This is a genomic window from Euzebyella saccharophila (genome assembly GCF_014855495.1).
Classification (GTDB): Bacteria; Bacteroidota; Bacteroidia; order Flavobacteriales; family Flavobacteriaceae; genus Euzebyella; species Euzebyella saccharophila.
Window position 1 is genome coordinate 160768 of record NZ_JACYFJ010000004.1, and the last position, 25856, is coordinate 186623.

At 40.8% G+C, this 25856-nt stretch carries 21 protein-coding genes; 17 read left to right on the forward strand and 4 right to left on the reverse strand.

The genetic code is table 11. The features are described 5' to 3' along the window. The first annotated feature begins 12 nt into the window (after positions 1 to 12). Positions 13 to 1629, forward strand: a complete 1617-nt coding sequence (locus IL355_RS13290; RefSeq protein WP_192462607.1) for a family 20 glycosylhydrolase — start codon at positions 13 to 15, stop codon at positions 1627 to 1629. 17 nt (positions 1630 to 1646) lie between these two features. Beyond that, complete coding sequence (locus tag IL355_RS13295) at positions 1647 to 2570, forward strand: carbon-nitrogen hydrolase family protein (protein ID WP_192462608.1); 924 nt, start codon at positions 1647 to 1649, stop codon at positions 2568 to 2570. Between the two features lie 31 nt (positions 2571 to 2601). Here IL355_RS13295 and IL355_RS13300 read toward each other — a convergent pair whose 3' ends face one another. Genes IL355_RS13300 through ruvX form a run of 3 tightly spaced genes read right to left on the reverse strand, consistent with a single transcriptional unit; the run spans position 2602 to position 4083 of the window. Continuing rightward, positions 2602 to 3024 (reverse strand): DUF5606 family protein, encoded by a 423-nt coding sequence (locus IL355_RS13300; RefSeq protein ID WP_187457755.1) that lies wholly within the window; start codon positions 3022 to 3024, stop codon positions 2602 to 2604. Between the two features lie 58 nt (positions 3025 to 3082). Continuing rightward, entirely contained in the window at positions 3083 to 3673 is a 591-nt protein-coding gene (gene def / locus IL355_RS13305) for a peptide deformylase (RefSeq protein ID WP_187457754.1), read from the reverse strand. Beyond that, positions 3670 to 4083, reverse strand: coding sequence for a Holliday junction resolvase RuvX (ruvX, locus tag IL355_RS13310; RefSeq protein WP_192462609.1), 414 nt, complete (start codon positions 4081 to 4083; stop codon positions 3670 to 3672). The genes def and ruvX overlap by 4 nt, the downstream gene beginning before the upstream one ends. A gap of 153 nt (positions 4084 to 4236) precedes the next feature. Here ruvX and IL355_RS13315 point away from each other — a divergent pair, with 153 nt between their 5' ends. Together IL355_RS13315 and IL355_RS13320 are read left to right on the forward strand one after the other, a co-directional pair. Continuing rightward, on the forward strand, positions 4237 to 5052 hold the full coding sequence (locus IL355_RS13315) for a 2,3,4,5-tetrahydropyridine-2,6-dicarboxylate N-succinyltransferase (protein WP_187457752.1): 816 nt from the start codon (positions 4237 to 4239) through the stop codon (positions 5050 to 5052). Between the two features lie 147 nt (positions 5053 to 5199). Further along, entirely contained in the window at positions 5200 to 5994 is a 795-nt protein-coding gene (locus IL355_RS13320) for a glycosyltransferase family 2 protein (protein WP_192462610.1), read from the forward strand. Here the strand turns inward: IL355_RS13320 and IL355_RS13325 are convergent. Next, entirely contained in the window at positions 5976 to 6788 is an 813-nt protein-coding gene (locus IL355_RS13325) for a glycosyltransferase family 2 protein (RefSeq protein WP_187457750.1), read from the reverse strand. The genes IL355_RS13320 and IL355_RS13325 overlap by 19 nt on opposite strands. Before the next feature lie 78 nt (positions 6789 to 6866). Between IL355_RS13325 and IL355_RS13330 the strand changes: the two genes are divergently transcribed. The 13 genes from IL355_RS13330 to IL355_RS13390 all read left to right on the forward strand — a co-directional run bounded on the left by IL355_RS13330 (position 6867) and on the right by IL355_RS13390 (position 25829). Continuing rightward, on the forward strand, positions 6867 to 7910 hold the full coding sequence (locus IL355_RS13330) for a glycosyltransferase family 52 (RefSeq protein WP_192462611.1): 1044 nt from the start codon (positions 6867 to 6869) through the stop codon (positions 7908 to 7910). A gap of 10 nt (positions 7911 to 7920) precedes the next feature. Beyond that, positions 7921 to 9093 carry an acylneuraminate cytidylyltransferase gene (locus IL355_RS13335; RefSeq protein WP_192462612.1) on the forward strand — a complete coding sequence of 391 codons (1173 nt, stop codon included), beginning with the start codon at positions 7921 to 7923 and terminating at the stop codon, positions 9091 to 9093. Next, positions 9083 to 9952, forward strand: a complete 870-nt coding sequence (locus tag IL355_RS13340; RefSeq protein WP_192462613.1) for an N-acetylneuraminate synthase family protein — start codon at positions 9083 to 9085, stop codon at positions 9950 to 9952. The genes IL355_RS13335 and IL355_RS13340 overlap by 11 nt, the downstream gene beginning before the upstream one ends. Beyond that, a complete protein-coding gene (locus tag IL355_RS13345; protein ID WP_192462614.1) occupies positions 9952 to 10524 on the forward strand; it encodes an L-threonylcarbamoyladenylate synthase in 573 nt (190 codons plus the stop codon). Before IL355_RS13340 ends, IL355_RS13345 begins: the two co-directional genes overlap by 1 nt. A gap of 53 nt (positions 10525 to 10577) precedes the next feature. Then, positions 10578 to 11996: a CCA tRNA nucleotidyltransferase gene (locus IL355_RS13350; protein ID WP_192462615.1), complete on the forward strand. Its 1419-nt coding sequence runs from the start codon at positions 10578 to 10580 to the stop codon at positions 11994 to 11996. Between the two features lie 428 nt (positions 11997 to 12424). Beyond that, positions 12425 to 13363, forward strand: coding sequence for a PorP/SprF family type IX secretion system membrane protein (locus IL355_RS13355; protein WP_192462616.1), 939 nt, complete (start codon positions 12425 to 12427; stop codon positions 13361 to 13363). Further along, positions 13314 to 15311 carry an OmpA family protein gene (locus IL355_RS13360; protein WP_225621242.1) on the forward strand — a complete coding sequence of 666 codons (1998 nt, stop codon included), beginning with the start codon at positions 13314 to 13316 and terminating at the stop codon, positions 15309 to 15311. Before IL355_RS13355 ends, IL355_RS13360 begins: the two co-directional genes overlap by 50 nt. Before the next feature lie 242 nt (positions 15312 to 15553). Next, positions 15554 to 20677 carry a beta strand repeat-containing protein gene (locus IL355_RS13365; RefSeq protein ID WP_192462617.1) on the forward strand — a complete coding sequence of 1708 codons (5124 nt, stop codon included), beginning with the start codon at positions 15554 to 15556 and terminating at the stop codon, positions 20675 to 20677. A gap of 21 nt (positions 20678 to 20698) precedes the next feature. Continuing rightward, complete coding sequence (locus IL355_RS13370) at positions 20699 to 21322, forward strand: gliding motility-associated C-terminal domain-containing protein (RefSeq protein ID WP_192462618.1); 624 nt, start codon at positions 20699 to 20701, stop codon at positions 21320 to 21322. 5 nt (positions 21323 to 21327) lie between these two features. Further along, entirely contained in the window at positions 21328 to 22266 is a 939-nt protein-coding gene (locus IL355_RS13375; protein WP_192462619.1) for a PorP/SprF family type IX secretion system membrane protein, read from the forward strand. A gap of 1 nt (position 22267) precedes the next feature. Then, positions 22268 to 24196, forward strand: a complete 1929-nt coding sequence (locus tag IL355_RS13380) for an OmpA family protein (RefSeq protein WP_192462620.1) — start codon at positions 22268 to 22270, stop codon at positions 24194 to 24196. 72 nt (positions 24197 to 24268) lie between these two features. Then, entirely contained in the window at positions 24269 to 25306 is a 1038-nt protein-coding gene (locus IL355_RS13385; protein ID WP_192462621.1) for a COX15/CtaA family protein, read from the forward strand. A 28-nt stretch (positions 25307 to 25334) separates the two neighbouring features. After that, positions 25335 to 25829 (forward strand): IS1096 element passenger TnpR family protein, encoded by a 495-nt coding sequence (locus tag IL355_RS13390; RefSeq protein WP_187459548.1) that lies wholly within the window; start codon positions 25335 to 25337, stop codon positions 25827 to 25829. Positions 25830 to 25856 lie beyond the last annotated feature (27 nt).

A 25856-nucleotide genomic window follows, 5' to 3' on the forward strand; every position in this document is an offset into this window, starting at 1 on the left:
AAATAACGTACCATGAAGAAACTTTTAGTGCAATGCTTTGTTCTAGGCATTGCGATTACGGCAACTTTTTCCTGTGAACCGGAAAAGAAAAAGAGAGTCCTAAATCTGCCAAAAACAGATTTGGCCAAGGGAGATTTAATACCGATGCCGCAAAAAATATTGGCTACTGAAAAAGCTTTTGCCTTAGACCAATTTACGGCCATTTATACTTCTGAAAACGCTGTTGGTTTTCCTGAGGCAGGAAAATTCCTAGCCAAATCTATAAAAGCAAAGACAGACCTTGATATCCCTGTAAATGTGGAAGAAGTTCCCAGTAGGGAAGGAATTATTTACATCAATCAATCGGACAGCTTGGAACTGGATATTCCTGAGGCTTATCAATTATACATTACACCGGACTCGGTAATCCTAAATTCCAATACGGCTCAAGGGGCCTTTAGGGGTATACAAACCCTAAGGCAAATTATACCCGAGGTAAGTTTGGATACCATTGCAGATTATAAGGTTTGGCCCATACCTACTGGAAAAATTACGGACAGTCCCGTTTTTGCGTATAGAGGTAGCATGTTAGATGTTGCTCGTCACGTTTTTAGTGTAGACGAGGTTAAGAAATATATTGACTTATTAGCCTATTACAAGTACAATGTTCTTCACCTTCATTTGACGGACGACCAAGGATGGCGGATAGAAATTAAGTCATGGCCCAAACTAACCGAAATTGGCGGTAGCACAGAGGTAGGCGGCGAAAAAGGCGGCTTTTTCACCCAAGAACAATACAAGGATATTGTTGCCTATGCCGCTGAAAGATATATTACCATAGTTCCCGAAGTTGATATGCCGGGCCACACCAATGCCGCTTCTGTTTCCTATCCTTTTTTAAACGGAAACGGAAAAAAAGTAGAACTCTATGAAGGTACCCATGTTGGTTTTAGCACTTTTGATACTAGAAAAGATACCGTATATGCTTTTATTGATGATGTGGTAAGAGAGATTTCTGAGATGACCCCTGGACCTTACTTTCATATTGGCGGTGACGAAAGCCATGTGACCAAGAAAAAAGATTATATCTATTTCGTAGAAAAAGTAGAAAAAATAGTCCACAAGTATGGCAAGACCATGATAGGATGGGATGAAGTAGTAACAGCGGATATTGATTCCAAATCCATAGCTCAATTTTGGTCCAGCAAGAAAAATGCAGATTTGGCAGTTAAAAAAGGAATGAAAATAATTATGTCCCCAGCAAAAAAGGCCTACTTAGATATGCAGTATGATTCGCTTTCCAAGCATGGTCTTCACTGGGCAGCTTTTATTCCCACGGACACGGCCTATATCTGGACCCCAGAAAAATATGAGGGAATTCCTGTAGAAAACATTTTGGGAATTGAAGCACCCCTCTGGTCTGAAACGGTGAGCGATATTGGCGAAGCTGAATATCTTGCCTTTCCAAGAGCTATTGGTTATGCAGAGTTAAGTTGGTCTACCCCCGAAAATCGTAATTGGGAAAATTATAAAATACGATTGGGCAATCAAGCACCCTTTTTAGACCGAATGAACGTAAAGTATTACCCCTCTCCACTTATTGATTGGAAAAAGAGCAAATACACCTACGAGGAAATTAAGAAAGATTAAGGTACGATTCCCGAAAAATGAAGATTAAGGTTGGCGTAATACAGGATAATCCAGTTTTCTTTGATAAGGAGAAAACGTTGGACAAATTACAGACTCTTGTCATTTCTTACGCCAACCAAGGTCACGAACTTTTGGTATTCCCGGAATCCTTCATTCCCGGCTACCCAAGAGGCTTTACATTTGGCACCAAAGTAGGTAGCCGCAGTGAAGAAGGTAGGACCCAATATGCTAAATACTATGAAAATAGTGTGGATTTAGGAGGGCCGGACTTACATAGACTGGAAACCATTTCAAAAGAGAACAATGTCTATTTGATCATTGGCATAACGGAAAAGCAGAATACTAACGGAAGTTTATTTTGTTCCATGGTTTATATATCGCCTACCAATGGATATTTAGGTGTTCACAGAAAAATTAAACCTACGGCTGCAGAGCGTGTTATATGGGCAGAAGCCGATGGTACATCTTTGGTAACGTATGATACTAAAATAGGGAAGCTTGGTGGACTCATCTGTTGGGAAAACTATATGCCTTTGGCAAGAATGGCAATGTTTCAAAAAGGAGTAGAGGTATATATAGCTCCTACGGCCGACTCCCGCGATAACTGGATAGCTACCTTAAAACACATTGCGCTAGAAGGCAGATGTTTTGTTCTGGGTTGCAATCAATATTTCACAAAGGAAATGTATCCAAAAGAATATCAGGATTTTCCTGACGAAGAAGAATCATCCATTTCCAAGGGAGGAAGCGTAATTATATCGCCTATGGGAGAGATTATGGCCGGTCCACTTTTAGATCAGGCAGGTATCGTTTCTGCAGAACTAGACTTAAATCAAGTTATTAGGAGTAAATTGGATTTTGACGTAATTGGGCATTATGCCAGGGAAGATATTTTTAAGCTAACTGTAAAACATCAGCCTGAAATGAAAAAAGAACCTTGAACAAAAAACCCTCGCAATGCGAGGGTTTTACTTATTCTTCTTCAGATGAAGATTTTTCTTCGGGATCGTTAAATTCTGTAATCCCATTATCGTGAAGAATATTATACCACTGTATTACTTTTTTAATATCACTGGCATACACCCTATCTTCATCATAATTGGGTAGTATCTCAAAGAAATACTCCTCTAATTTTATCTTTTCTTCCTTGTGACCAACAGAAGTTTTACCTCCCTTTTCCTTTACTTGAATATTTAGGAAAACCTGTCTTAAGGGAACTTCCTCTTCTAAAGTGTATATAGCTATTTCAGAAAGTACGCTTACGTTGTTTCGCATACTCACGCTAATACGTTTCTTGTCCAATAAGGATTCCGCAACAAAACCGGTACGCGTCTGCGTTACTAATTTATAAAGGCCTGGTTTGCCTCCAATAGATAAAACTTTGTCTAAACTCATATAGAAATTTACGTTTTAGGAGCGCAAAATTATACTTTTAGCTGGATTAGGGTAAAATTTAACGTCCTTTTTTCATATTAGGAAAACGCATGCGATATTCTACGTTAATTTTTCCTTTTGAAATATTGCTAAGCTTACTCTTTAGCATTCTCTTTTTTAGGGGGCTAAGTTTATCTGTGAACAACACACCTTCTATATGGTCATATTCATGCTGTATGACACGTGCCAATAGGCCATCATAGGTTTCTGTGTGTTCTTTAAAGTTCTCATCTAAATAATTGATGGTCAAGGTATCCTTTCGCTTCACATCTTCACGAACATCCGGTATACTTAAGCAACCTTCATTAAAGGCCCATTCAGTTCCGGTTTCCTCTTCTATGTAGGCATTGATAAAAACCTTCTTGAACCCATTAAGTTGTTTTTGCTCTTTTTTAGAAAGGTCTTCATCATTGGCAAAGGGAGTCGTATCTACCAAAAATATTCTTATAGGAAGTCCAATTTGAGGAGCGGCCAATCCCACTCCACTCGCGTTGTACATGGTCTCCCACATGTTTTCCAACAATTCGTCCAACTTAGGATAATCTTCCGAAATATCCTCTCCTACTTTTCTTAAAACCGGGTCGCCATAGGCAACAATGGGTAATATCATTTGATTTTATTTAAATAATCTTGCAAAATTATGGTCGCGCTGATCTGGTCTACCAAAGCTTTGTTCTTACGCTGCTTTTTTTTGAGTCCTCCTGCAACCATGCTCTTTACTGCCAATTTAGAGGTGAACCGCTCATCTTGGCGTTCTATGGGGATATTGGGAAAAACGGACTTCAGGCTCAATATGAACTCCTGAATATAAACCTCGGATTGCGAAGGGGAATTATCCATTTGTTTAGGCTCCCCTATAATGAACCGTTCAACATTTTCTTGTGCCAAATAGTCCTTAAGAAAATCAACTACCTTCTCCGTGGGTTCTGTAGTTAGGCCTGAGGCAATGATTTGAAGTTCATCCGTTACGGCTATTCCCGTTCTTTTCTGTCCAAAATCCAAAGCCAATAGTCTTCCCAAGCCTAATTTTTTGCCAAAAATAACTCATAAATTGTTATAAGCGTAAAATTGGGCGTCTAAATGAGTATGCTAGCTTATATTTGCATCGCTTTAACAGCCACTTCACAAAGAAGTTTGAATTTTTAGACAACAAAATCAAAAGAATATAACACCATGACGGAATTAAGGAAAACCATAGAGAATGCTTGGGAAAACAGGGAACTTTTAAAGGAAGCATCTACCCAAGATGCCATTAGAGAAGTTATCAATCTTTTGGATTCCGGTGAATTACGTTGTGCAGAACCTACTGAGAATGGTTGGCAAATTAATGAATGGGTTAAAAAAGGTGTAGTGCTCTATTTTCCCATTCAAAAAATGGAAACCCTGGAAGCCGGAATTTTTGAGTATCATGATAAAATTCCCTTGAAAAAGGGTTATCAAGAAAAAGGGATTAGGGTTGTACCTCACGCTGTTGCTAGACACGGTGCCTATATTTCCTCGGGTACCATTTTAATGCCGTCTTATGTGAATATTGGTGCTTATGTAGATGAAGGAACCATGGTTGATACTTGGGCCACCGTTGGAAGCTGTGCCCAAATCGGTAAAAATGTCCACTTAAGTGGAGGTGTTGGCATTGGAGGTGTTTTAGAGCCTTTACAGGCAGCACCCGTCATTATTGAAGATAATTGTTTTATAGGATCTAGGTGTATTGTTGTAGAGGGGGTACGTGTGGAAAAGGAGGCCGTACTAGGTGCCAATGTAGTATTGACCGCTTCTACCAAAATAATAGATGTAACTGGAGATAGCCCTGTTGAACTAAAAGGTAGGGTTCCGGCAAGGTCAGTTGTTATACCGGGGAGTTACACCAAGAAATTTGCCGCAGGCGAATTTCAGGTGCCATGTGCTTTGATTATTGGAACGCGAAAAGAAAGCACCAATAAGAAGACATCCTTGAATGATGCCCTACGTGAGTATGATGTTGCTGTATAAATTGTAGGATTTTTTTGATTAAACATAATTTTTTTGTTTTTTCTTTGTTATTAAAGGGTAGGATTTTTATTGAGCCTGAAAACGCAACCTTTTCAGTTCTTTTTAATCTACAGAGTAGTATGCTTAACCAAACCCAAATAATCGCAAATGCCAAAGGACAACAAAAAAGTATCGGCCCTAATCATTACCTATAACGAAATAGGCTATATTGAAAAGTGTGTAGAATCTGTTGAATTTGCAGACGAGATTATTGTTGTTGATTCCTATAGTACGGACGGTACTTATGAGTATTTAAAGGCACATCCCAAGGTTAGGGTCATACAACATCCTTTTTCCAACTTTACCCAACAAAAATCATTTGCATTGGATCAGGCCTCCAATGACTGGGTTTTGTTTTTGGATGCAGATGAAGTAGTTTCCCAAAAACTACAATACGAGATTGTTGAAACCATTGAAAGTAATCCGGAGGACGTTGCCTTTTGGTTCTATAGAAAATTTATGTTCGAGAACAGTCCGCTACATTTCAGTGGTTGGCAAACAGATAAAAACTATAGGCTTTTTAGAAAAAGTAAGGCTCGATTTTCCGATAAAAAAATAGTGCATGAAACCTTGGTTGTTCAAGGCACTTCGGGAATCTTAAAAAATAAGCTTACCCATTACTGCTACAAGAGCTTTGAGGATTATAAATCCAAGATGCTAAAATATGGCAGATTAAAAGCGAAAGAAGACTTTTATAGGGAGAACAGGTACAATGTACTATCTTTAATATTTAAACCTGCTTGGAAGTTTTTTAATCACTACATTATACGTTTGGGGATTTTAGATGGGCGAAAAGGTATCACCATTTGTTATCTAAACGCCTTGGGTGATTTGGAAAGATATAGAGAATTGAAAAAGCTGGAAAAGAAAAATGAGCTTGCCTATTATTTGGTAATGCCGTGATAGGTCCAAACACTTTTGTTTTGTCTTACCTCTCTTCTAATTACTTGATTTTTGGCAATTGCTTCAGGGGTTTTATAACCTCGAGCATGATCTAAATGTACACAGACAGCACTATATCTCAATTGCTTGGATTTTACCCCAAAATTAAATAGTCGCTCACCAAATTCACGGTCTTCCCCACCATATTGCATACGTTCATCAAAGCCGTTCACATTGTAGATATCCTTTTTCCAACCTGAGGAATTATGGCCGTTCCAACTGGCGTTTGTTGGCGTGAAAGTGTTGAACAAGGTTGAAATAAAGCCCCTTGCCGTAAGTTTATTGTTTTTAAAGGTTTTTGGTATACCCATTTCCTTTAACCATTGTATATTGAAACAGTTTTGTTCCTCAATATCCTTTAATGTTATGGCTTTGGAAATATTCATTGGCAGCATGTAATATCCACCAGAAATAAAATAGCCAGGTTCTTTATTAATGTAATGTACCTGGACAAAATCTTCCCTTGGAATGCAATCCCCATCGGTCATAATCACATATTCTGCACTACAAGATTTTACCGCTTTGTTGAGAATCCTACACTTTTGGAAGCCATCATCTTCCTGCCAAACGTGTTTTATTGGAAACTTGACCTTTTTTTCAATTTTCTCAATGAGTTGCTTTGTTTCTTCTCCACTACCGTCATCGGCAATAACCACTTCAAAATCCTTATATGTTTGGCAATGGAAACCCCAAAGAACTTTTTCCAACCACTCCGGATGGTTATAGGTACTAACGATAACACTTACCGTACTCATGAAGAACAATTTAATTTTAGCTACTTTTGCAAATGTAGTTTTTTGAGGTCCATTCCCAATAACAATTTTTTAAATTATATGAAGCGAACCTACGTTGGCTCCACAATTTACCACATCTATCTTTCGCTTCTTCATATAGTAAAAGACAGCAATTTTGATTCTGTTGAAAGAGGAGATAACCTTCTCTTCTTGGTGGAAAGCACTCCTTTAATAGAAACACTTATCCCCAGTCTAAAAAAGAACTTTTTTAGGGATGTTCACATTATTTCCAAGCGTAAAATCCACAAGAATGATGTAGGACCTTTCAATTATGCGTTTAGACGAAAGGGTAGACTACTACCCTATTTAAGAGAGAAGCATCCGGTTTTGGTTAAAGAGCATTCTTTTATAGAGAACTCAGACCTATTTTTATGTGACACAGATTCTTCAAAAAGCTATTTCTTGTACACTTATGGACACAAGAAGATAAACATGATTGAAGATGGGGCTAGGACCTATTGCCAGCGGCACTCCAAATTTGAACAATTTTATAGGGAATTTATTACCGGTACACCCATTGGTGGCGGATTTGATGAAGAAATTGACACCATTTATGCTCAATTTCCAGAAAGGCTTCCTGCAGGTATAAAGGAAAAAGCAGTTGAACTTAATATAAGTAAGATATGCTCGAAGTTAACTCAGCAAACCAAAGATGAAATTTTTGATTTATTCTTACCCAACAGTTCACTTACCATTAACAACCCAAACAGCGCCTTGATTCTTACGCAACCTATTTCGGAAGATAAGGTTATAGCAAATGAGCAAGAAAAGATATCCATTTACAGGAATATTATTTCAAAAATTCCTGAGGGGATGCATATAGTTTTAAAAACCCATCCAAGAGAACGTACCCAATATGAAAAACATTTGAAGGGTATCACTGTTTTGCCTGGACTTTTTCCTATTGAAATACTAACCTTAAAAGACGGTTTCTACTTTAAAAAAGGATATACTCTATTTTCTACAGCTCTCAATAATTTGGATATGGTTGAAGAGCGGTTTTTTTTAGGTAAAGAATATTTGGATAAATTTACCTCCAAATCAACTCGCAACCTTATAAAAAATATGGTTGTAAACCCATAGAATTCCATATATGGCCTACAAAACAATTGGATTTATTCCTTTAAGAAAAAACTCAAAAGGTATTCCCGGCAAAAACAAAAAAAAGCTTTTAGGAAGACCTTTATTTACTTGGGTCTTAACAGAAGCTATATTCTCAAAACTAGACGAAATCTATGTTTTTACAGATGACGAATATATTATTGAATACATAAACGCGAATTTTCGTTGGACCAATAAAGTTAAAGCCTTAAAACGCTCTGAGGAGAATGCATCTGATACGGCATCTACCGAAGCGGCGATGATGGAGTTTAGTAATGATCATAATATTGATTTTGACGTTTTCTGCTTGTTACAAGCTACTTCTCCCCTAACAACTAGGAAGGACATCAATGAAGCATTGGATAAGCAAAAACTGGACAAATTAGATGCAGTACTCAGTGTAGTCAAAACGCATAGATTTATCTGGTCCAATGAGGGTAGAGCGCTCAATTATGATTATAAGAAGAGACCTCGTAGACAAGATTTCAAAGGACTTCTTATAGAGAACGGAGCTATTTACTGCACCTCAAAAAATGCACTTTTAAAGTCTAAAAACAGACTAAGTGGCCAAATTGGACTCATTGAAATGGATGAGGATACATTGACCGAAATTGATTCTGAAACAGATTGGTTGTTAATTGAACAGCTATTGGTCAACAAATTTAAGACTGATAAATCTTCACGGCGTATCAACTATCTTATTTTAGATGTTGATGGGGTTTTTACAGATGGTAGGGTTCATTTTTCTTCAGAAGGAGAACTCTCAAAAGTTTTTGACATGCGAGACGGTATGGGTCTTGAAATTCTAAGACAGCACGGTGTTCAAGTCATTGTAATGACTTCGGAGCAATCTGAGGTGGTTGCCAAGAGAATGGCAAAACTTCAAATCGAAGATGTTTTTTTAGGTGTTAAAGACAAGTACTCCCTATTAAGTCACCTCTGCTCTCAACGAAAAATAGTTCCTCAAGAAATAGCCTATGTGGGGGACGATATTAATGACTGGAGCAACATGTTGCGGGTTGGGTGGTCTTTTTGTCCGGCCAATGCCACCAAAACAATCAAATATCACGCAGATATGGTTCTTAACAATAATTCCGCTTCTGGAGCTATTAGAGAAACCTCGGAATTTATTATCAACTACAATTTAAGATTTAATGACTTATAAAAAACCCTACGTAATTGCAGAAATTGGTTGTAACCATAAAGGGGATATTAAAATTGCCAAAGAGCTCATTAATATGGCAAAAATTTTTGGCAATGCAGACGCTGTAAAATTTCAAAAAAGAAACAACAAGGAGTTATTGACAGAGGTACAGTATGCCGCTCCGCACCCGAATCCTTCCAATTCCTATGGTGATACGTACGGCGAACACAGGGAGTTTTTGGAATTTACGGTTGAGCAGCATAAAGAGTTAAAGGAATATTGTGAAGAATTAGGAATCACGTATTCCACTTCTGTATGGGAAACAACTTCAGCAAAAGAAATTGCTAGTTTAAATCCTGAGTTCATTAAAATTCCATCAGCCTGCAACAATAACTACGAGATGTTAGGTTGGTTATGTGACAATTATAAGGGGGAAATTCATATTTCAACAGGCATGACCACCAAAGATGAAATTGAATCCATTATAAATTTCTTCGAGGAAAGAAAACGAAACAAAGATTTAGCGGTATATAATTGTACTTCTGGCTACCCGGTGCCGTTCAAAGATGTTTGTCTTTTGGATATTTTGAAGTTAAAGGAAAAATATGAACATAGGGTTAAAAGCATTGGTTTCTCTGGGCATCATCTTGGTATTGCCATAGATGTTGCTGCATATACATTGGGGGCACATATTATCGAAAGACATTATACCTTAGACAGAACGTGGAAAGGTACGGACCATGCAGCTTCTCTTGAACCCATGGGCCTAAGAAAACTTTGCAGGGATTTAAAAGCTACTTATGAAGCCTTAACCTTTAAACAACAGGATATTCTCGATATTGAGGATGTTCAACGAAAAAAATTAAAATATCAGAAGTAATGCCTACCGCCTTTTCCCAAGAAATAAACAACTGCGTAGAGGTCCTAAAAAATGGTGGGCTCATACTCTACCCTACGGATACGGTCTGGGGAATTGGCTGTGACGCAACCAATAAAGAAGCGGTTAAGAAGGTTTATGACTTAAAAAACCGGGAGGATAGCAAGGCTTTGATCTGCTTGGTAGGAAATGACGGCATGCTGGAGAAACACGTGGAAAATGTACCGGACCTAGCTTATGATCTTATTGACCTATCTACAAAGCCTACTACCATTATTTACGACCATCCCAAGGGTATTGCCAAGAACTTGGTAGCAAGTGACAATACATTAGCTATCAGGGTTGCGTCGGATAAATTTTGTCAGTACCTAATCAATAAATTTAGAAAGCCCATTGTTTCTACCTCGGCAAACATCTCCGGGCAACCTACACCTAAGTCTTTCGATGAAATTAGCAGCGCAATTTTAAAAGGTGTAGACTATGTGGTAAATTTGCAGCCCGAACATCAAAATTCGGTACCATCGTCCATTATAAAATTGAGCAATGATGGTACGGTAAAGGTCATTAGGGAGTAATGTAAAGAAAGTAGGATCCCTTAATCCAGGAGGATTCCGTTAAATGCTATCAATTGAACCATCAAGAGGCTTTAGAAAATCCAATATTTAAAATTGTTTCCGCTGCCGCGGATGAATTAGGGGTAACCGCTTATGTTATTGGTGGCTACGTAAGGGACTATTTGCTACAAAGAGGAATACCAAAGGACATTGATATTGTTGCCATTGGCAGCGGTATTGAGCTAGCAAAAGCCGTAGCTGACAAATTAAAGGGAAAGCCCCAAGTTTCCATTTTCAAGAATTTTGGTACGGCCATGCTCAAACATGAAGGTATTGAATTGGAGTTTGTGGGAGCTAGAAAGGAAAGCTACCAAAGAAATAGCCGAAAACCTATTGTAGAAAACGGCACTTTACAGGACGATCAAGACAGACGTGATTTTACCATCAATGCCTTGGCCCTATCATTGAACGCTTCAGACTTTGGGAAATTATTAGATCCATTCAATGGAGTTGCAGATTTACAGGAGCAGATTATTAGAACCCCTTTAGAACCGGGCATTACTTATAGTGATGACCCCTTGCGAATGATGCGCGCCATTAGGTTTGCCACACAATTGAACTTTACTATAGAATTAAAGTCGTTACAAGCCATCACTTCTCATAAGGAGAGAATCAAAATTATATCCAAAGAGCGAATTGTAGATGAACTGAATAAAATTATGGCCAGTCCAAAGCCCTCCAAAGGCTTTGCCCTTTTAAATAAAACAGAGCTTTTATCATACATTTTACCGGAATTGACCGCTCTACAAGGTATTGAGGAAAAGGAAGGTCAGCGCCATAAGGACAATTTTTGGCATACCTTGGAAGTCGTTGATAATATTTCGAAAGAAACTGATAATCTTTGGTTACGCTGGGCGGCTTTATTGCATGATATAGGCAAAGCACCTACTAAAAAGTTCCATAAGAAAATAGGGTGGACTTTTCACGGTCATGAATTTGTGGGAAGTAAAATGGTGTACAAGCTCTTCAAACGCTTGAGAATGCCCCTCAATGACAAAATGAAGTACGTTCAAAAAATGGTTTTGATGAGTTCGAGGCCACAGATACTTTCTGAAGATTTTGTAACGGATTCTGCCGTAAGGCGCTTGGTATTTGAAGCAGGGGACCATGTAGACGACTTGATGACGCTATGCGAGGCAGACATTACTACCAAGAACTCCAAGAAACAAAAGAAATATAAGAACAACTTTAAGCTTGTACGCCAAAAGATCAAAGAAGTTGAAGAACGTGATCATATTAGAAATTTTCAGCCACCAGTAAGCGGCGAAGAAATTATGGACACCTTTAATCTTAAACCCTCTCGGGAAATTGGCTTAATCAAAGATGCTATCAAGGAAGCCATACTAGAAGGTGAAATCCCAAATGAATATGAAGCTGCTAAGAATTTTATGCTTCAAAAAGGAAAGGCACTCGGTCTAACGACCAAAAATTAGTTTTACGAAAGAAATCCCCCAATTTTTGTTTGGTAAGTCAGTGGTAAATAGTATGATGACAGAACTCCTTTTAAACTACCATCAATAACCCTAACACTTTTAAGTGTAGTAGATAATTACAATGAGTAAAACTAAAAAGTCTAACCATACTACTGTCTGATATAATTATTGATAAACATCAAAAAAATTAGGGTTTACATCATTATACTAACATCACTCAACAATATTATGGAGAAAGGTAGACTTTAGTATAAATTTGATTAACCTACGAATTTTATAATATTATTCTTACAATTTAATAGGGGTTATAAATAATAATATCACACATTCCTATGTCTTTTAAAGGAATATTATTAAGGTTAGAAGTTTAATTGGATAACTTTAATCTAAAAATTAATGTAGGTCAATCATCGCGTAAATAAAGAATCATGAAGAAACTAATGCTAACCATTACCCTAATTGGTATCACCTGCTTTACTGGATGGGCCCAACAAGATGCCCAATATACGCAGTACATGTACAATACTATGGCAGTAAATCCAGCATATGCTGGCTCTAGAGGGGTATTAAGTATTGCAGGGCTCCATAGGTCCCAATGGATTGGCCTAGACGGTGCCCCCAAAACCCAGACCCTTAATTTTCATAGTCCGGTTTCTGAACGGGTGGGTATAGGCCTTTCCATTGTCAATGATGAAATTGGAAACGGAACCAATCAAGAAACCTATTTTGATGGCGTGTTTTCCTATACCATTCCTTTAGCCAGGGAAGCAAAACTCTCTTTTGGGGTCAAGGCCTCTGCCCATCTCTTAAATGTAGATTTCAACAAATTGGCAAATTATAACAATGAAGCTAGCTCATTGGGTTTAAGCAATATTGACCGTAAATTTTCACCCAATTTTGGAGCCGGAGTTTATTATCATACAGACAATGCCTATATTGGATTGTCCGTACCTAATTTCCTAAAGACAAAGCATTTTGATGATTCTTCTTCCAGCACTTCCTTTTTGGCGGAAGAGCGTATGAATATCTATATGATTGCGGGATATATCTTTGACATCCACCCTATCTGGAAATTTAAACCTGCCGCACTCGTTAAGGCTGTTAGCGGTGCTCCGTTGCAAGTAGATCTATCCGCTAACTTTTTATATAATGAAAAGTTTACTCTGGGAGCAGCCTATAGGTGGGATGCAGCTGTAAGTGCTATGTTCGGTTTTCAATTGACCGACCAATTTCTAGTAGGTCTAGCCTATGATAGGGAAGTAACGGAACTAGGCGGAACAAGATTTAATGATGGTTCCTTTGAAATCATGCTTAGATATGAATTCCTTACAAGGTATAAGCGTGTCATTACCCCAAGATTCTTCTAAACCAGCAATGATGAAAAAGAAATATGTAACAATTTTTGCATTCTCCTTGCTAATAGGAAGCGTAGGATATGGCCAGTCTCAAAAAGCACGTAAAGCAGATAAGGCTTACGATCAATTAGCCTACCAAAATGCCATTGAAAGTTATGAGACCCTAGTTAAAAAAGGGTATTCAGATGAAGAAATCTACAAGAATCTAGGTGATGCCAATTATTTAAATGCTAATTATGCGGAGGCTGCCAATTGGTACGGAAAATTGTTCATAAAAGATAACGAACCAGCAAGTGCAGACCATATGTACCGCTATGCACAATCTTTAAAATCCAGCGGAGAATACGAAGCATCCAATATTTGGATGGAAAGATTTGAAGACGCTATTGATACTGATTTACGGGCAAAAAACTACAATGAAAATCAGGATTATTTAGAAAAAATTGAGCGTATGTCCGGTCGGTATACCATAGAAAATATTCCTATTAATTCACCAGAATCTGATTTTGCGCCCTCACTTAAAGATCAAGAACTTATTTTTTCAACCGCTAGGGACACCGGCAAAACATTTAGAAACATTCATGAGTGGACAAACCGTTCCTTTCTAAACTTGTACAAGGCAACTTTCAACAATGGAACTTTCTCAAATGCAGAAAGATTGCCTAAAAGTATGAACAAGAAAACGCATGAATCTACCACAGCTTTTACCAAGGATGGGAAAACCGTTTACTTTACAAGAAATAATTCCGAGAAAGGTAAATTCGCACGAGATAATGAAGGGGTAAGTCGACTTAAAATTTATAGGGCCACCATAGAGGGAGATGAGTGGAAAGACATCACAGAATTACCATTTAATGGCGATGAATTTTCTACGGCCCACCCTACCCTTAATCCAGATGAAACCAAGTTGTACTTTGCATCAGATAGAGAGGGTACCTACGGCGCTTCGGACATATATGTGGTTGATGTAAACGAAGACGGAAGTTTTGGAACGCCAAAAAATCTCGGAAACTCCATCAATACGGAATCTCGTGAAACTTTTCCATTTGCAGCAAAAAATGATATTCTCTATTTTGCTTCAGATGGTCACCCAGGACTTGGGGGACTGGATATATTCGCCGTACAAATAAGGGGAGATGAAATCTCGGAAATCATCAACTTGGGCAAACCCCTAAATGGTGAGCAAGATGATTTTTCTTTCTATTATAGCGAAGAATCCGGAAGTGGCTTTTTCGCTTCCAATAGAGATGGAGGCGTAGGTAGTGATGATATTTACTCCTTCCAAGAACACGAACCCATAACATTCGAGTGCACTTCGTTAATCAACGGAATAGTTTTGGATAAAGAAAAAAACTTGCCTCTAGCTAATGCAAAGGTCCTAATAGTGGACAAGACTGAAAAAATTGTGACTGAAAGCATAACTGATAGGGATGGTAGATTTTCAGCCAATGTGGATTGTAACGCTAAACAATTAAAAGTAGTAGCCTCTAAAGAAGACTATGATTCTAGTGAAAAATCCTGGGTGGCCACCCAAAATTCAGATGAAATAGTAAACCTAAAACTTACTAAATCCCTTAAGGCAGCTCCGGTTGGTACAAATCTCATTACGTATCTCAATTTGCAACCTATCTATTTTGATTTGGATAAGGATGTCATTAGAACGGATGCCATGCAAACTTTGGAAAAGGTAATTGCCTATTTAAATACATTTCCAAATACAAGAATAGAAGTACAATCGCATACAGATGTTAGAGCCAGCGAAAGCTATAATCTCAATTTAAGTGCGAGAAGGGCAAAAAATACGGTTGCTTACCTTATTGCCAATGGAGTTGAGGAGAATAGATTAGAAAGTAAAGGATATGGTGAATCTCAATTGGTAAACAACTGTGAAACCAGTTCATCCTGCACAGATAAAAGGCATGAAGAAAACAGACGATCCGAGTTTATCGTAATTAAATAAATTTTCGCGTAAATTTTTCCAAACCCTTCTTCTGAAGGGTTTTTTTGTACCTCAAGTGAGATAAAATTCATGATAAACCGGTACATCAATAGGTGGTTTCAACAAAATAAAAAGGTTATACATCTATTCCACAGGAGTATACAACATATAATTCCTCAACCCCATTATTGCCTTTAATTTTATCGTTTTCAATGTTGTAGACTTTCAATTGAAGCGGGAGTCCATTTAAATATTCCCTATTGGTGAATAATCTTAAAAAATTTCTGGGGCTCCTTTTCTTATTTCTAATTAACATTTTTGGAAACGCCCAGCAAACCACAAATTGGACATCGGTTTCATCAACCGTATGGGAATCCTTTTCGTCTGACGGGTTGGTTCGGGTAGAATGTAGGGTCACGGGCGGTGTATCCATTCTAGGAAATGAAACCATGGGCTGTGTAGATGCATCTACCTACAGCGACCCTTCCATTTTTGGAAGCAATTCGCTTGAAATTGAAGTCAATAGTTTTAATGCTGGCACGCTTACATTTAACTTTTTCGATGCCACTACCGGCGATCCTGTTTTTATTGTACAACCTATTCTACATGTAGATAAAGTCGGAACTATTTCCGTTGTTCCATTATTATCCGGCACAGCTACGGCAAATTTTAACCTTAATAATGGTACTTGGACAGAAATTAGTTCCAACGGTCCGATTTTTAATTCAACACCAACCCTATTTAATATAGATGACAATGCATTGCTATTGACCCCTGGGGGAGAATGCAATAATGGGGTAGACCAAGGAACCGGAGGGGGAAGTATGCGACTGAATCATCCAAGACATGCGATCGCAATGAATGTTAATATGTCTGGAGGACTGTTATCCTTATTAAACGCACAAGACGAAGTCGAATTTGTGCTCTCCGACCTAATTATTGCAGAACCTTCCATTGAAGCCACTAAAACGGTGACCGAAAGTTACTCGGCACCTGTAAGTGCAGGCGACCAAATTTCCTATGAAATAGAAATAACAAACACCGGAAATGTCACTCTAAACAACATTTCGCTAAACGATACTTTTACTGATGTGGATGGCAATACTTTAAGCCTAACTAGTGCACCAAGCCACACTAATTCTACCATGGGGTCACCAGATGGCACGCTCCAACCAAATGAAGTGGCGACCTATATTGCCGGTTATACCATGGTTACGAACGACTTACTTCATGGCGGATTTTTAAATCAGGTAACGGTTACTGCCGATAGTCCATATGGTCCGGCCGATACTACCGATATCTCCGATGATGGATTGGATAGTGATGACAATACGGAAAATGATGTTACGGAAAGCTACTTTCCAGTTCCGATTGATGATACAGCAAACACAGATGAAGACAATCCGGTACAAATCGATGTTGTAGTAAATGATGATTTTAGTGGAAACGGACTTGCAACTAACGACATCTTCTTGGTAAGCACTCCCAGTAATGGAACGGTGGCCTTATTTATTAATGGTACACCAAACAATCCACTTGACGATTATTTTGTGTATACCCCTGCGACCGATTTTTCTGGAACGGATACTTTTAATTACGGTATTATGGACGGGAAAGGATATATAGGTCATGCTACGGTGAACGTGACTATAAATTCTTGTCCCGAAGCTGGATTAAATTCAAGCTTACAAATTTGCGAAGGAAGCACTCCTAGTGATTCCGATTTGTTCAACGCCTTGGGAGGTTCCCCTGATACCGGCGGTACGTGGACCAAAAATCCTAGTGGCTCCTACACCTACTCTATCACCGGGACCGCCCCTTGTTCGTCAACTAGCGAAGCGACTGTATTCATTACCGAACAGGCTTCTCCCAACGCCGGAACCGATGGTACCTTGACCATTTGTGAAGGAGAAACCGTTACCGAGGCACAACTTTTTGCGCAGTTGGGGAATTCTCCCGATACCGGAGGGACATGGTCCCCTGCCCTTGCCGGTGCTGGAACCTATACCTATACCGTGGTGGCAACATCGCCATGTTCCGTGGACGATACGTCGGAAGTGGTGGTCACCGAACAGGCTGCTCCCAACGCCGGAACCGATGGAACTTTGACCATATGCGAAGGAGAAATTGTCACCGAAGCACAACTTTTTGCGCAGTTGGGAAATTCGCCAGATTCCGGGGGGACCTGGTCACCTGCGCTCGCCGGTGCCGGAACCTACACCTATACCGTGGCAGCGACATCACCCTGTACCGTGGACGAGACCTCCGAAGTGGTGGTCACCGCACAAGCTGTACCCAATGCCGGAACCGATGGTACTTTGACCATCTGTGATGGGGAAACCGTCACCGAAGCACAACTTTTTGCCCGGTTGGGAAATTCTCCCGATTCCGGAGGGACATGGTCCCCTGCCCTTGCCGGTGCCGGGACCTACATCTATACCGTGGCGGCAACATCACCTTGCACGACCGATGATACGTCCGAAGTGGTGGTCACTGCACAGGCTAATCCCAACGCCGGAACCGATGGTACTTTGACCATTTGTGAAGGAGAAACCGTTACGGAAGCACAACTTTTTGCCCAATTGGGAAATTCTCCAGATTCCGGAGGAACCTGGTCGCCCGCCCTTGCCAGTGCCGGAACCTACATCTATACCGTGGCGGCAATTTCGCCCTGTACCGTGGACGATACGTCGGAAGTGGTTGTCACTGCACAGGCTGCTCCCAACGCCGGAACCGATGGAACTTTGACCATTTGTGAAGGAGAAACCGTTACCGAAGCACAACTTTTTGCACAGTTGGGGAACTCTCCCGATTCCGGAGGCACCTGGTCGCCTGCCCTTGCCGGTGCCGGAACCTACACCTATACCGTGGCAGCGACATCACCCTGTACCGTGGACGATACGTCGGAAGTGGTGGTCACCGCACAAGCTACGCCCAATGCGGGAACCGATGGTACTTTGACCATATGTGAAGGCGAAACCGTCACCGAAGCACAACTTTTTGTCCAGTTGGGGAACTCTCCCGATTCCGGAGGGACCTGGTCACCTGCGCTCGCCGGTGCCGGAACCTACACCTATACCGTGCCAGCGACATCACCCTGTACCGTGGACGAAACCTCCGAAGTGGCGGTCATTGCACAGGCTGCACCCAACGCCGGGACCGATGGCACTTTGACCATCTGTGAAGGAGAGACCATTACCGAAGCACAACTTTTTGCCCAGTTGGGGAACTCTCCCGATTCCGGAGGGACCTGGTCGCCTGCCCTTGCCGGCGCCGGAACCTATACCTATACCGTGACGGCAACATCACCATGTTCCGTGGATGATACCTCCGAAGTGGTGGTCATCGCACAGGCCGCTCCCAATGCTGGAACCGATGGTACTTTGACCATTTGTGATGGGGAAACCGTTACGGAAGCACAACTTTTTGCCCAGTTGGGGAACTCTCCCGATTCCGGAGGGGCATGGTCACCTGCGCTCGCTGGTGCCGGAACCTATACCTATACCGTGACGGCAACATCACCATGTTCCGTGGACGATACCTCCGAAGTGGTGGTCATCGCACAGGCCGCTCCCAATGCTGGAACCGATGGTACTTTGACCATTTGTGATGGGGAAACCGTTACGGAAGCACAACTTTTTGCCCAGTTGGGGAACTCTCCCGATTCCGGAGGGGCATGGTCACCTGCGCTCGCTGGTGCCGGAACCTATACCTATACCGTGACGGCAACATCACCATGTTCCGTGGACGATACCTCCGAAGTGGTGGTCATCGCACAGGCCGCTCCCAATGCTGGAACCGATGGTACTTTGACCATTTGTGATGGGGAAACCGTTACGGAAGCACAACTTTTTGCCCAGTTGGGGAACTCTCCCGATTCCGGAGGGGCATGGTCACCTGCCCTTGCCGGCGCCGGAACCTATACCTATACCGTGACGGCAACATCACCTTGCACGACCGATGATACCTCCGAAGTGGTGGTCACCGCACAAGCTGCTCCCAATGCGGGAACGGATGGCACTTTGACCATCTGTGAAGGCGAAACCGTCACCGAAGTACAACTTTTTGCCCAATTGGGGAACTCTCCCGATTCCGGAGGGACATGGTCGCCTGCCCTTGCCGGCGCCGGAACCTATACCTACACCGTAGCGGCAACTTCGCCTTGCACTACTGACGATATATCCGAGGTAATCGTAACATCACAGGCTAATCCCAATGCGGGAACCGATGGCAATTTGACCATTTGTGATGGGGAAACCGTTACGGAAGCACAACTTTTTGCCCAGTTGGGGAACTCTCCCGATTCCGGAGGAACCTGGTCCCCTGCCCTTTCTGGTGCAGGCACCTATACCTATACCGTGACGGCAACATCACCTTGCACTACTGACGACACGTCGGAAGTGGTGGTCACCGCACAGGCCGCTCCCAATGCGGGAACCGATGGTACTTTGACCATTTGTGAAGGCGAAACCATTACCGAAGCACAACTTTTTGCCCAGTTGGGGAACTCTCCCGATTCCGGAGGGGCATGGTCACCTGCGCTCGCTGGTGCCGGAACCTATACCTATACCGTGACGGCAACATCACCTTGCACGACCGATGATACCTCCGAAGTGGTGGTCACCGCACAAGCTGCTCCCAATGCGGGAACGGATGGCACTTTGACCATCTGTGAAGGCGAAACCGTCACCGAAGTACAACTTTTTGCCAAGTTAGGGAACTCTCCCGATTCCGGAGGGACCTGGTCGCCTGCGCTCGCCGGTGCCGGAACCTACACCTATACGGTGGCAGCGACATCACCTTGTACTACTGACGACACGTCTGAAGTGGTGGTCACCGCACAGGCTAATCCCAACGCCGGAACCGATGGTACCTTAACCATTTGTGAAGGAGAAACCGTTACCGAAGCACAACTTTTTGCCCAGTTGGGGAACTCTCCCAATTCCGGGGGAACTTGGTCGCCCGCCCTCGCAGGTACCGGAACCTACACCTATTCTGTGGCCGGTAATGCCTGTACCAATAGCACCTCACAAGTGGAAGTATTTGAAGAAAAACGTCCGGACGCGGGTACTAGTATTACCTTGGAATTATGTATGGGAGAAGTGGTTTCAACAAACCAATTGTTCAACCTATTGCAAACGACCGACACTCGCGGTTCTTGGAATCCGAATCCCGAGGGTGCCTCCGAGGGAAGTTTCACGTATTCAATACCCGGAACTATTTGTTCAAGTTCTTCGGCGACCATAACAATTATTCAATCAAATCTTGATAGCGACGGTGACACCGTATTGGATTGTCAGGAAAATATAGATGGTACAGATCCAACCGATGATTGCAATTCTCTAAATGGAATGCCATTACCTCAAAGTGATTGTGATAACGACTAGTTAACGGAGGAGGAAGAAGCCTTGCTTGGTACCGACCCTACGAACACTGACACTGATGGAGATGGTGTTATTGACGGCATGGAAGTGACCGACAATACGGATCCCCTTGACCCTTGTGATTTCCTATTAGTAAGCCAAACTGTGGAACCTTCACCAGAATGGAAAAATCAGGATTGCGATATGGACGGCCTAAACAACGAAGATGAAATGGAGAGAGGTACAAATCTTACCAATCCTGATTCCGATGGAGATATGATACTTGACGGTCAAGAAGTAAACGATTATACCGACCCTCTTGATGCCTGCAGTTCAAAAGGTGGTACGGCCCCATCCAATATTTCTTGTGAACTTTTCGTTGAATTAGACCTGGTTAAACCGGGGGATATTCTCAATGGGTCATTCAGGATTATCAATATCGACCGTTTTCCTGACAATAGAGTGGAAATTTATAACCGTTGGGGAGTCCTTGTTTGGGAAACCACGGGCTATGACAATGAAAATAATGCCTTTGATGGAAAATCTATGGGAAGAATTACCATTATTGAAAACCAGAAATTACCGGCAGGAGTCTACTTCTATGAAATAAAATACGTTCATAAAGGAGAAGACAAAATGAAAAATGGGTATTTGTATCTAATGAGATAGTAGAGATGAAAAAAGCGCTTAGGTCTTTATTTATTTTACTTGTGGCACCAACTTTTATGTTTGGGCAACAAGATGCGCAATTTACACAATACATGTACAATACGTTGACGGTAAACCCTGCGTATGCTGGCTCTAGAGATGTTTTAGGAGTCTCCTTGTTACACCGATCCCAATGGATTGGTCTCGATGGAGCCCCGAGTACTCAGACCTTTAACATTCAAGGTCCGTACAATGAACGGGTAGGGCTTGGATTTTCCATTGTACATGATGAAATTGGCAATAACACCAATCAAAACACCTATTTTGACATTGCCTTTTCATATAGTGTGCCCACTTCAGAAAAGAATACTCTTTCATTTGGATTGATGGCAGGGGGTCATATGCTAAATATAGATTTCAACAAACTAAGGAATTACAGTGCAAGTTTGGCGCCTTCAATCGAAGAAGAACTTTACAAGCGTTTTTCACCAAATATCGGAGCAGGTGTCTATTACCATAATAACCAATTTTATATAGGCTTTTCAGTCCCCGATTTGTTGGAAACAGAACACTTTCAAAATCCCGAAGATGCCGGTACAGCGATAACAAAGGAAAAAATGAACTTCCATCTCATTTCGGGCTATGTATTTGATTTGAATCCCTCCTTAAAATTTAAACCGGCCACTCTGATAAAGGCAGTACCAGGATCACCTTTACAAGTGGATGTTAAAGCAAATTTTTGGCTTCAGGAGAAATTTACCCTTGGGGCTGCCTATCGTTTAGATGCTGCCGTAAGTGGATTGTTCGGCTTTCAGATGGGAAAAAATTTCATGTTGGGACTCGCATACGACCGGGAGGTTTCATCCTTGGGCGGAACTAGATTTAACGATGGCTCTTTTGAAGTGTTTTTACGGTATGAGTTTATTAAAGCAGAAAAAATTGATATAACCCCAAGATTCTTTTAAGATGGTTAAAGGTGTAAGATATCATATCGTTCTACTTTTTTTCTTTTGCTGGAGCAACTGTTTTTCCCAAATAAACCGAAAAAAGCAAGCTGAAGACAATTTTGACCATTACGGACATATGTCCGTCATAGAACCTTATCAAAGTCTTCTTAAAAAAGGATATGAAGAAACGGATATCTACAAGAAACTAGGGAACGCCAAATACTACAGTGCCAATTACGATGTGGCCAACTATTGGTACGAGAAATTATTGACCAGCCAAGAAGTAGCTGTTTCGCCGGATTATTTGTATCGATATTCGCTGACCCTCAGAACATTAAAAAGGTATGATGAAGCAGATGAATGGATGAACAAATTTAATAAAGTAAAATCCAATGATTCCAGGACCCAACGCTATCAAGAAAACTCTGATTACCTAAAAAAAATAGAAATTCCTCAGGAGCAATACACCATTGTCAATCTTGAACAACTCAATTCTGCCGAATCCGATTTTGCTCCCTCATTCTACAAGGATCAACTTGTCTTTACCACGGCCAGGGACCTGGAAATGCAAAAGTACAACCCACTGCCCTACCTAAATCTTTATCAAGCTTCTTTAGATGGCAATCAAGAACCCATACCAGTTTCCCAACTAGAAATAGACCTCAACACAAAGGCGAACGAGTCTACCACGGCCTTTTCCAAAGATGGTTCAACTTTATATTTTACCCGTAACAATTATTCAAACAAAAAGTTTAAACGGGACAAAAAAGGGGTCAGCAGGTTAAAAATTTACAGAGTGGAGAGGGAAAGAAACTCATGGAGTGCCCCTGAAGATTTACCTTTTAATGGTACCGACTACTCAGTCGCCCACCCAACCCTAAACGCCACAGGTACAAAAATGTATTTTGCTTCCGATATGCCCGGAGGTAAAGGTGCCTCGGACCTCTACGAAGTTGCCATACATGCCGATGGTTCTTTTGGAGAACCAATAAATTTAGGAGCGCCCATCAATACAGAAGGCAAAGAAACCTTTCCCTTTATCTCGGAATCGGGGGTACTCTATTTCGCTTCTGATGGACATCCTGGACTTGGAGGCCTTGATATTTTTAAAGTTGATATTGAAAATAAATCCACTGATATTAGAAATCTCGGTAGTCCCATAAACAGCTCTGAGGATGATTTTTCAATTGTTATGGACCCCAAGGAAGAAAAAGGATTTTTTGCCTCTAATCGGAAGGGAGGCCTTGGAAAAGACGACATCTACCAGCTAAAAAGAAATGACATTGAGTGTTTTACCTTTATTAGTGGAACGGCTTATGATAAGGATTCTGGAGAACCGCTATCAATTACTCAAATAACTTCTCTAGACCATAAGGGGGTACAAATTGGTGAAACTATCACGGCATCCGATGGGAGCTATACCATCCGAATTCCTTGTCAAGAAAAACAATATCAGCTTATAGGTAATAAGGAAGGCTATGAAAATGGCAGTCTCTTTATGCTTACTCGAACAGATCAGAAGCAAATTAAAGGTACCCGTTTAGAGCTAGAGAAAAGTGAGAAAGTAGCCTCTGTAGGTTCAGATTTGGTCAAAATACTCAAATTGACGCCCATCTATTTTGATTTGAATAGTTCGTACTTACGAAATGATGCCTACCCAGAGCTAGATAAAGTTGTAGCTTATATGAGCAAACGACCTGATATTAAAATTGCCGTAGGCTCACATACCGATAGTAGGGAAAGTGATACTTACAATATGTGGTTATCCAAAAGAAGGGCTAAAAGAACTGTTGAATATATTATTTCAGAAGGGATTAGTGCCTCCCGGGTAACCGGAGAAGGATATGGCGAAACTCGCTTATTGAACAAATGCTCTAATGGGGTCAAATGTTCAGAAAAGGAGCATCAACTAAACAGACGGTCCGAATTTATTATTATGGAAAAATAGATTCAATCTTAACTCTGGAAGGTATAAGATTTTTGCCCTTTGAGTAGTATTTTTGCATGTAGAAACGGACTTATGCAAAAAAGATTTAGAAAGTTAGCAAAAATTTCCTTGGTGTTGGTTTATTTGGTCATTATTGCGGGCGCAGTGGTACGTATGACCGGTAGTGGAATGGGGTGTCCGGATTGGCCCAAATGTTTTGGCCACTATATTCCTCCAACAGATGTTAGTGAACTGCAATGGCTCCCTAACACTTTCTTTAAAAAAGGGCAGGTTATTATAGTTGATGAAACTTTACAAGTAGCGATTTCAGACCTTACAACTTCCAAAAATTTTACCCCAGAAAATTGGGAGCCATACACTAAACATGACTATGCCAAATTCAATGTAGCACATACATGGATAGAATACATCAATAGATTATTTGGTGCACTTGCCGGTTTGGCCACCTTGGCTTTAGCATTTTACTCTTTTGCCTTTATCAAGACGAAAAAGACTTGGGTGTTCTTATCTTGGCTTGTAGTTTTTGGAATGGGTTTTCAAGCCTGGTTGGGAGCCACGGTAGTCTATTCTGTCTTAGAACCGGCAAAAATAACTGTCCATATGGTTATGGCGTTGGTCATAGTGGCCATGTTACTCTATATTATTCATATGACCAAAACCAAGGAAGAAGAGACCGTCAATCAAAAAGTAGCTATTTTTCCTTTAGCGGTCATAACTTTACTATTGACACTATTCCAAATTGTACTTGGAACCCAAGTTAGGCAATTAGTAGACCATCAAATTGATGTAGTAGGAGAGTTATCTAAGGACTTATGGCTATCAACAATTGATTGGAGATTTTATATGCACCGTACTTTCTCACTGGTCGTTCTTATTTTAAATATTCTCTTGGCCCAACGTATCTACAAACACCAACTAGACTTTAGGAAAATTAATTGGATAATGGGTTTTATTGTACTTGAAATAGTTACAGGTATGACCATGTACTATTTAGAATTTCCATTCGCTACGCAACCTTTACATCTGGTCCTTGCCTCACTTCTATTTGGTGTTCAGTTTTATCTGGTAATGGAGGCCTTTAGTTCTAGAAAACGATATAAATCTTTGTAACTTTGCGTCCGCCCAAAAAGCAAAGACTATGATTTATAAGATACGTATCATCTTGGATGCACAAGAAGATATCTTTCGCGATATTGAAATAGAGGCCAGTAACTCTATGGAAGAGTTTCATAATGCCATTGCCCAATCCTTTGGTTTTTTAGGCAGTGAGATGGCTTCATTCTACACCTGCGATGAGGAATGGAACCAAGATGAGGAGATTGCTCTTTTTGATATGAGCGAAAATGGTTCGGACGTTAAGTTGATGAACGAAACATTTCTGGAGGATGTTTTAACCCGTCACACTCCCAAACTTATCTATGTATATGATTTTCTGAATATGTGGACCTTCTTTGTTGAACTGGCCGATATTGTGGAAAATGAACCAGGGCAATCCTACCCCAATCTGTTGTTCAGTTTTGGGGAACTTCCTGAAACCCCTCCGGAAAAAAACTTTGAATCTACACCAAAGTTCGATTTTGATGACACCTTGGATAACTATGACGATTTGGATTTTGATGAAAATTGGAACTAAAGAAACTTTTAATCCAATTTAATTTTA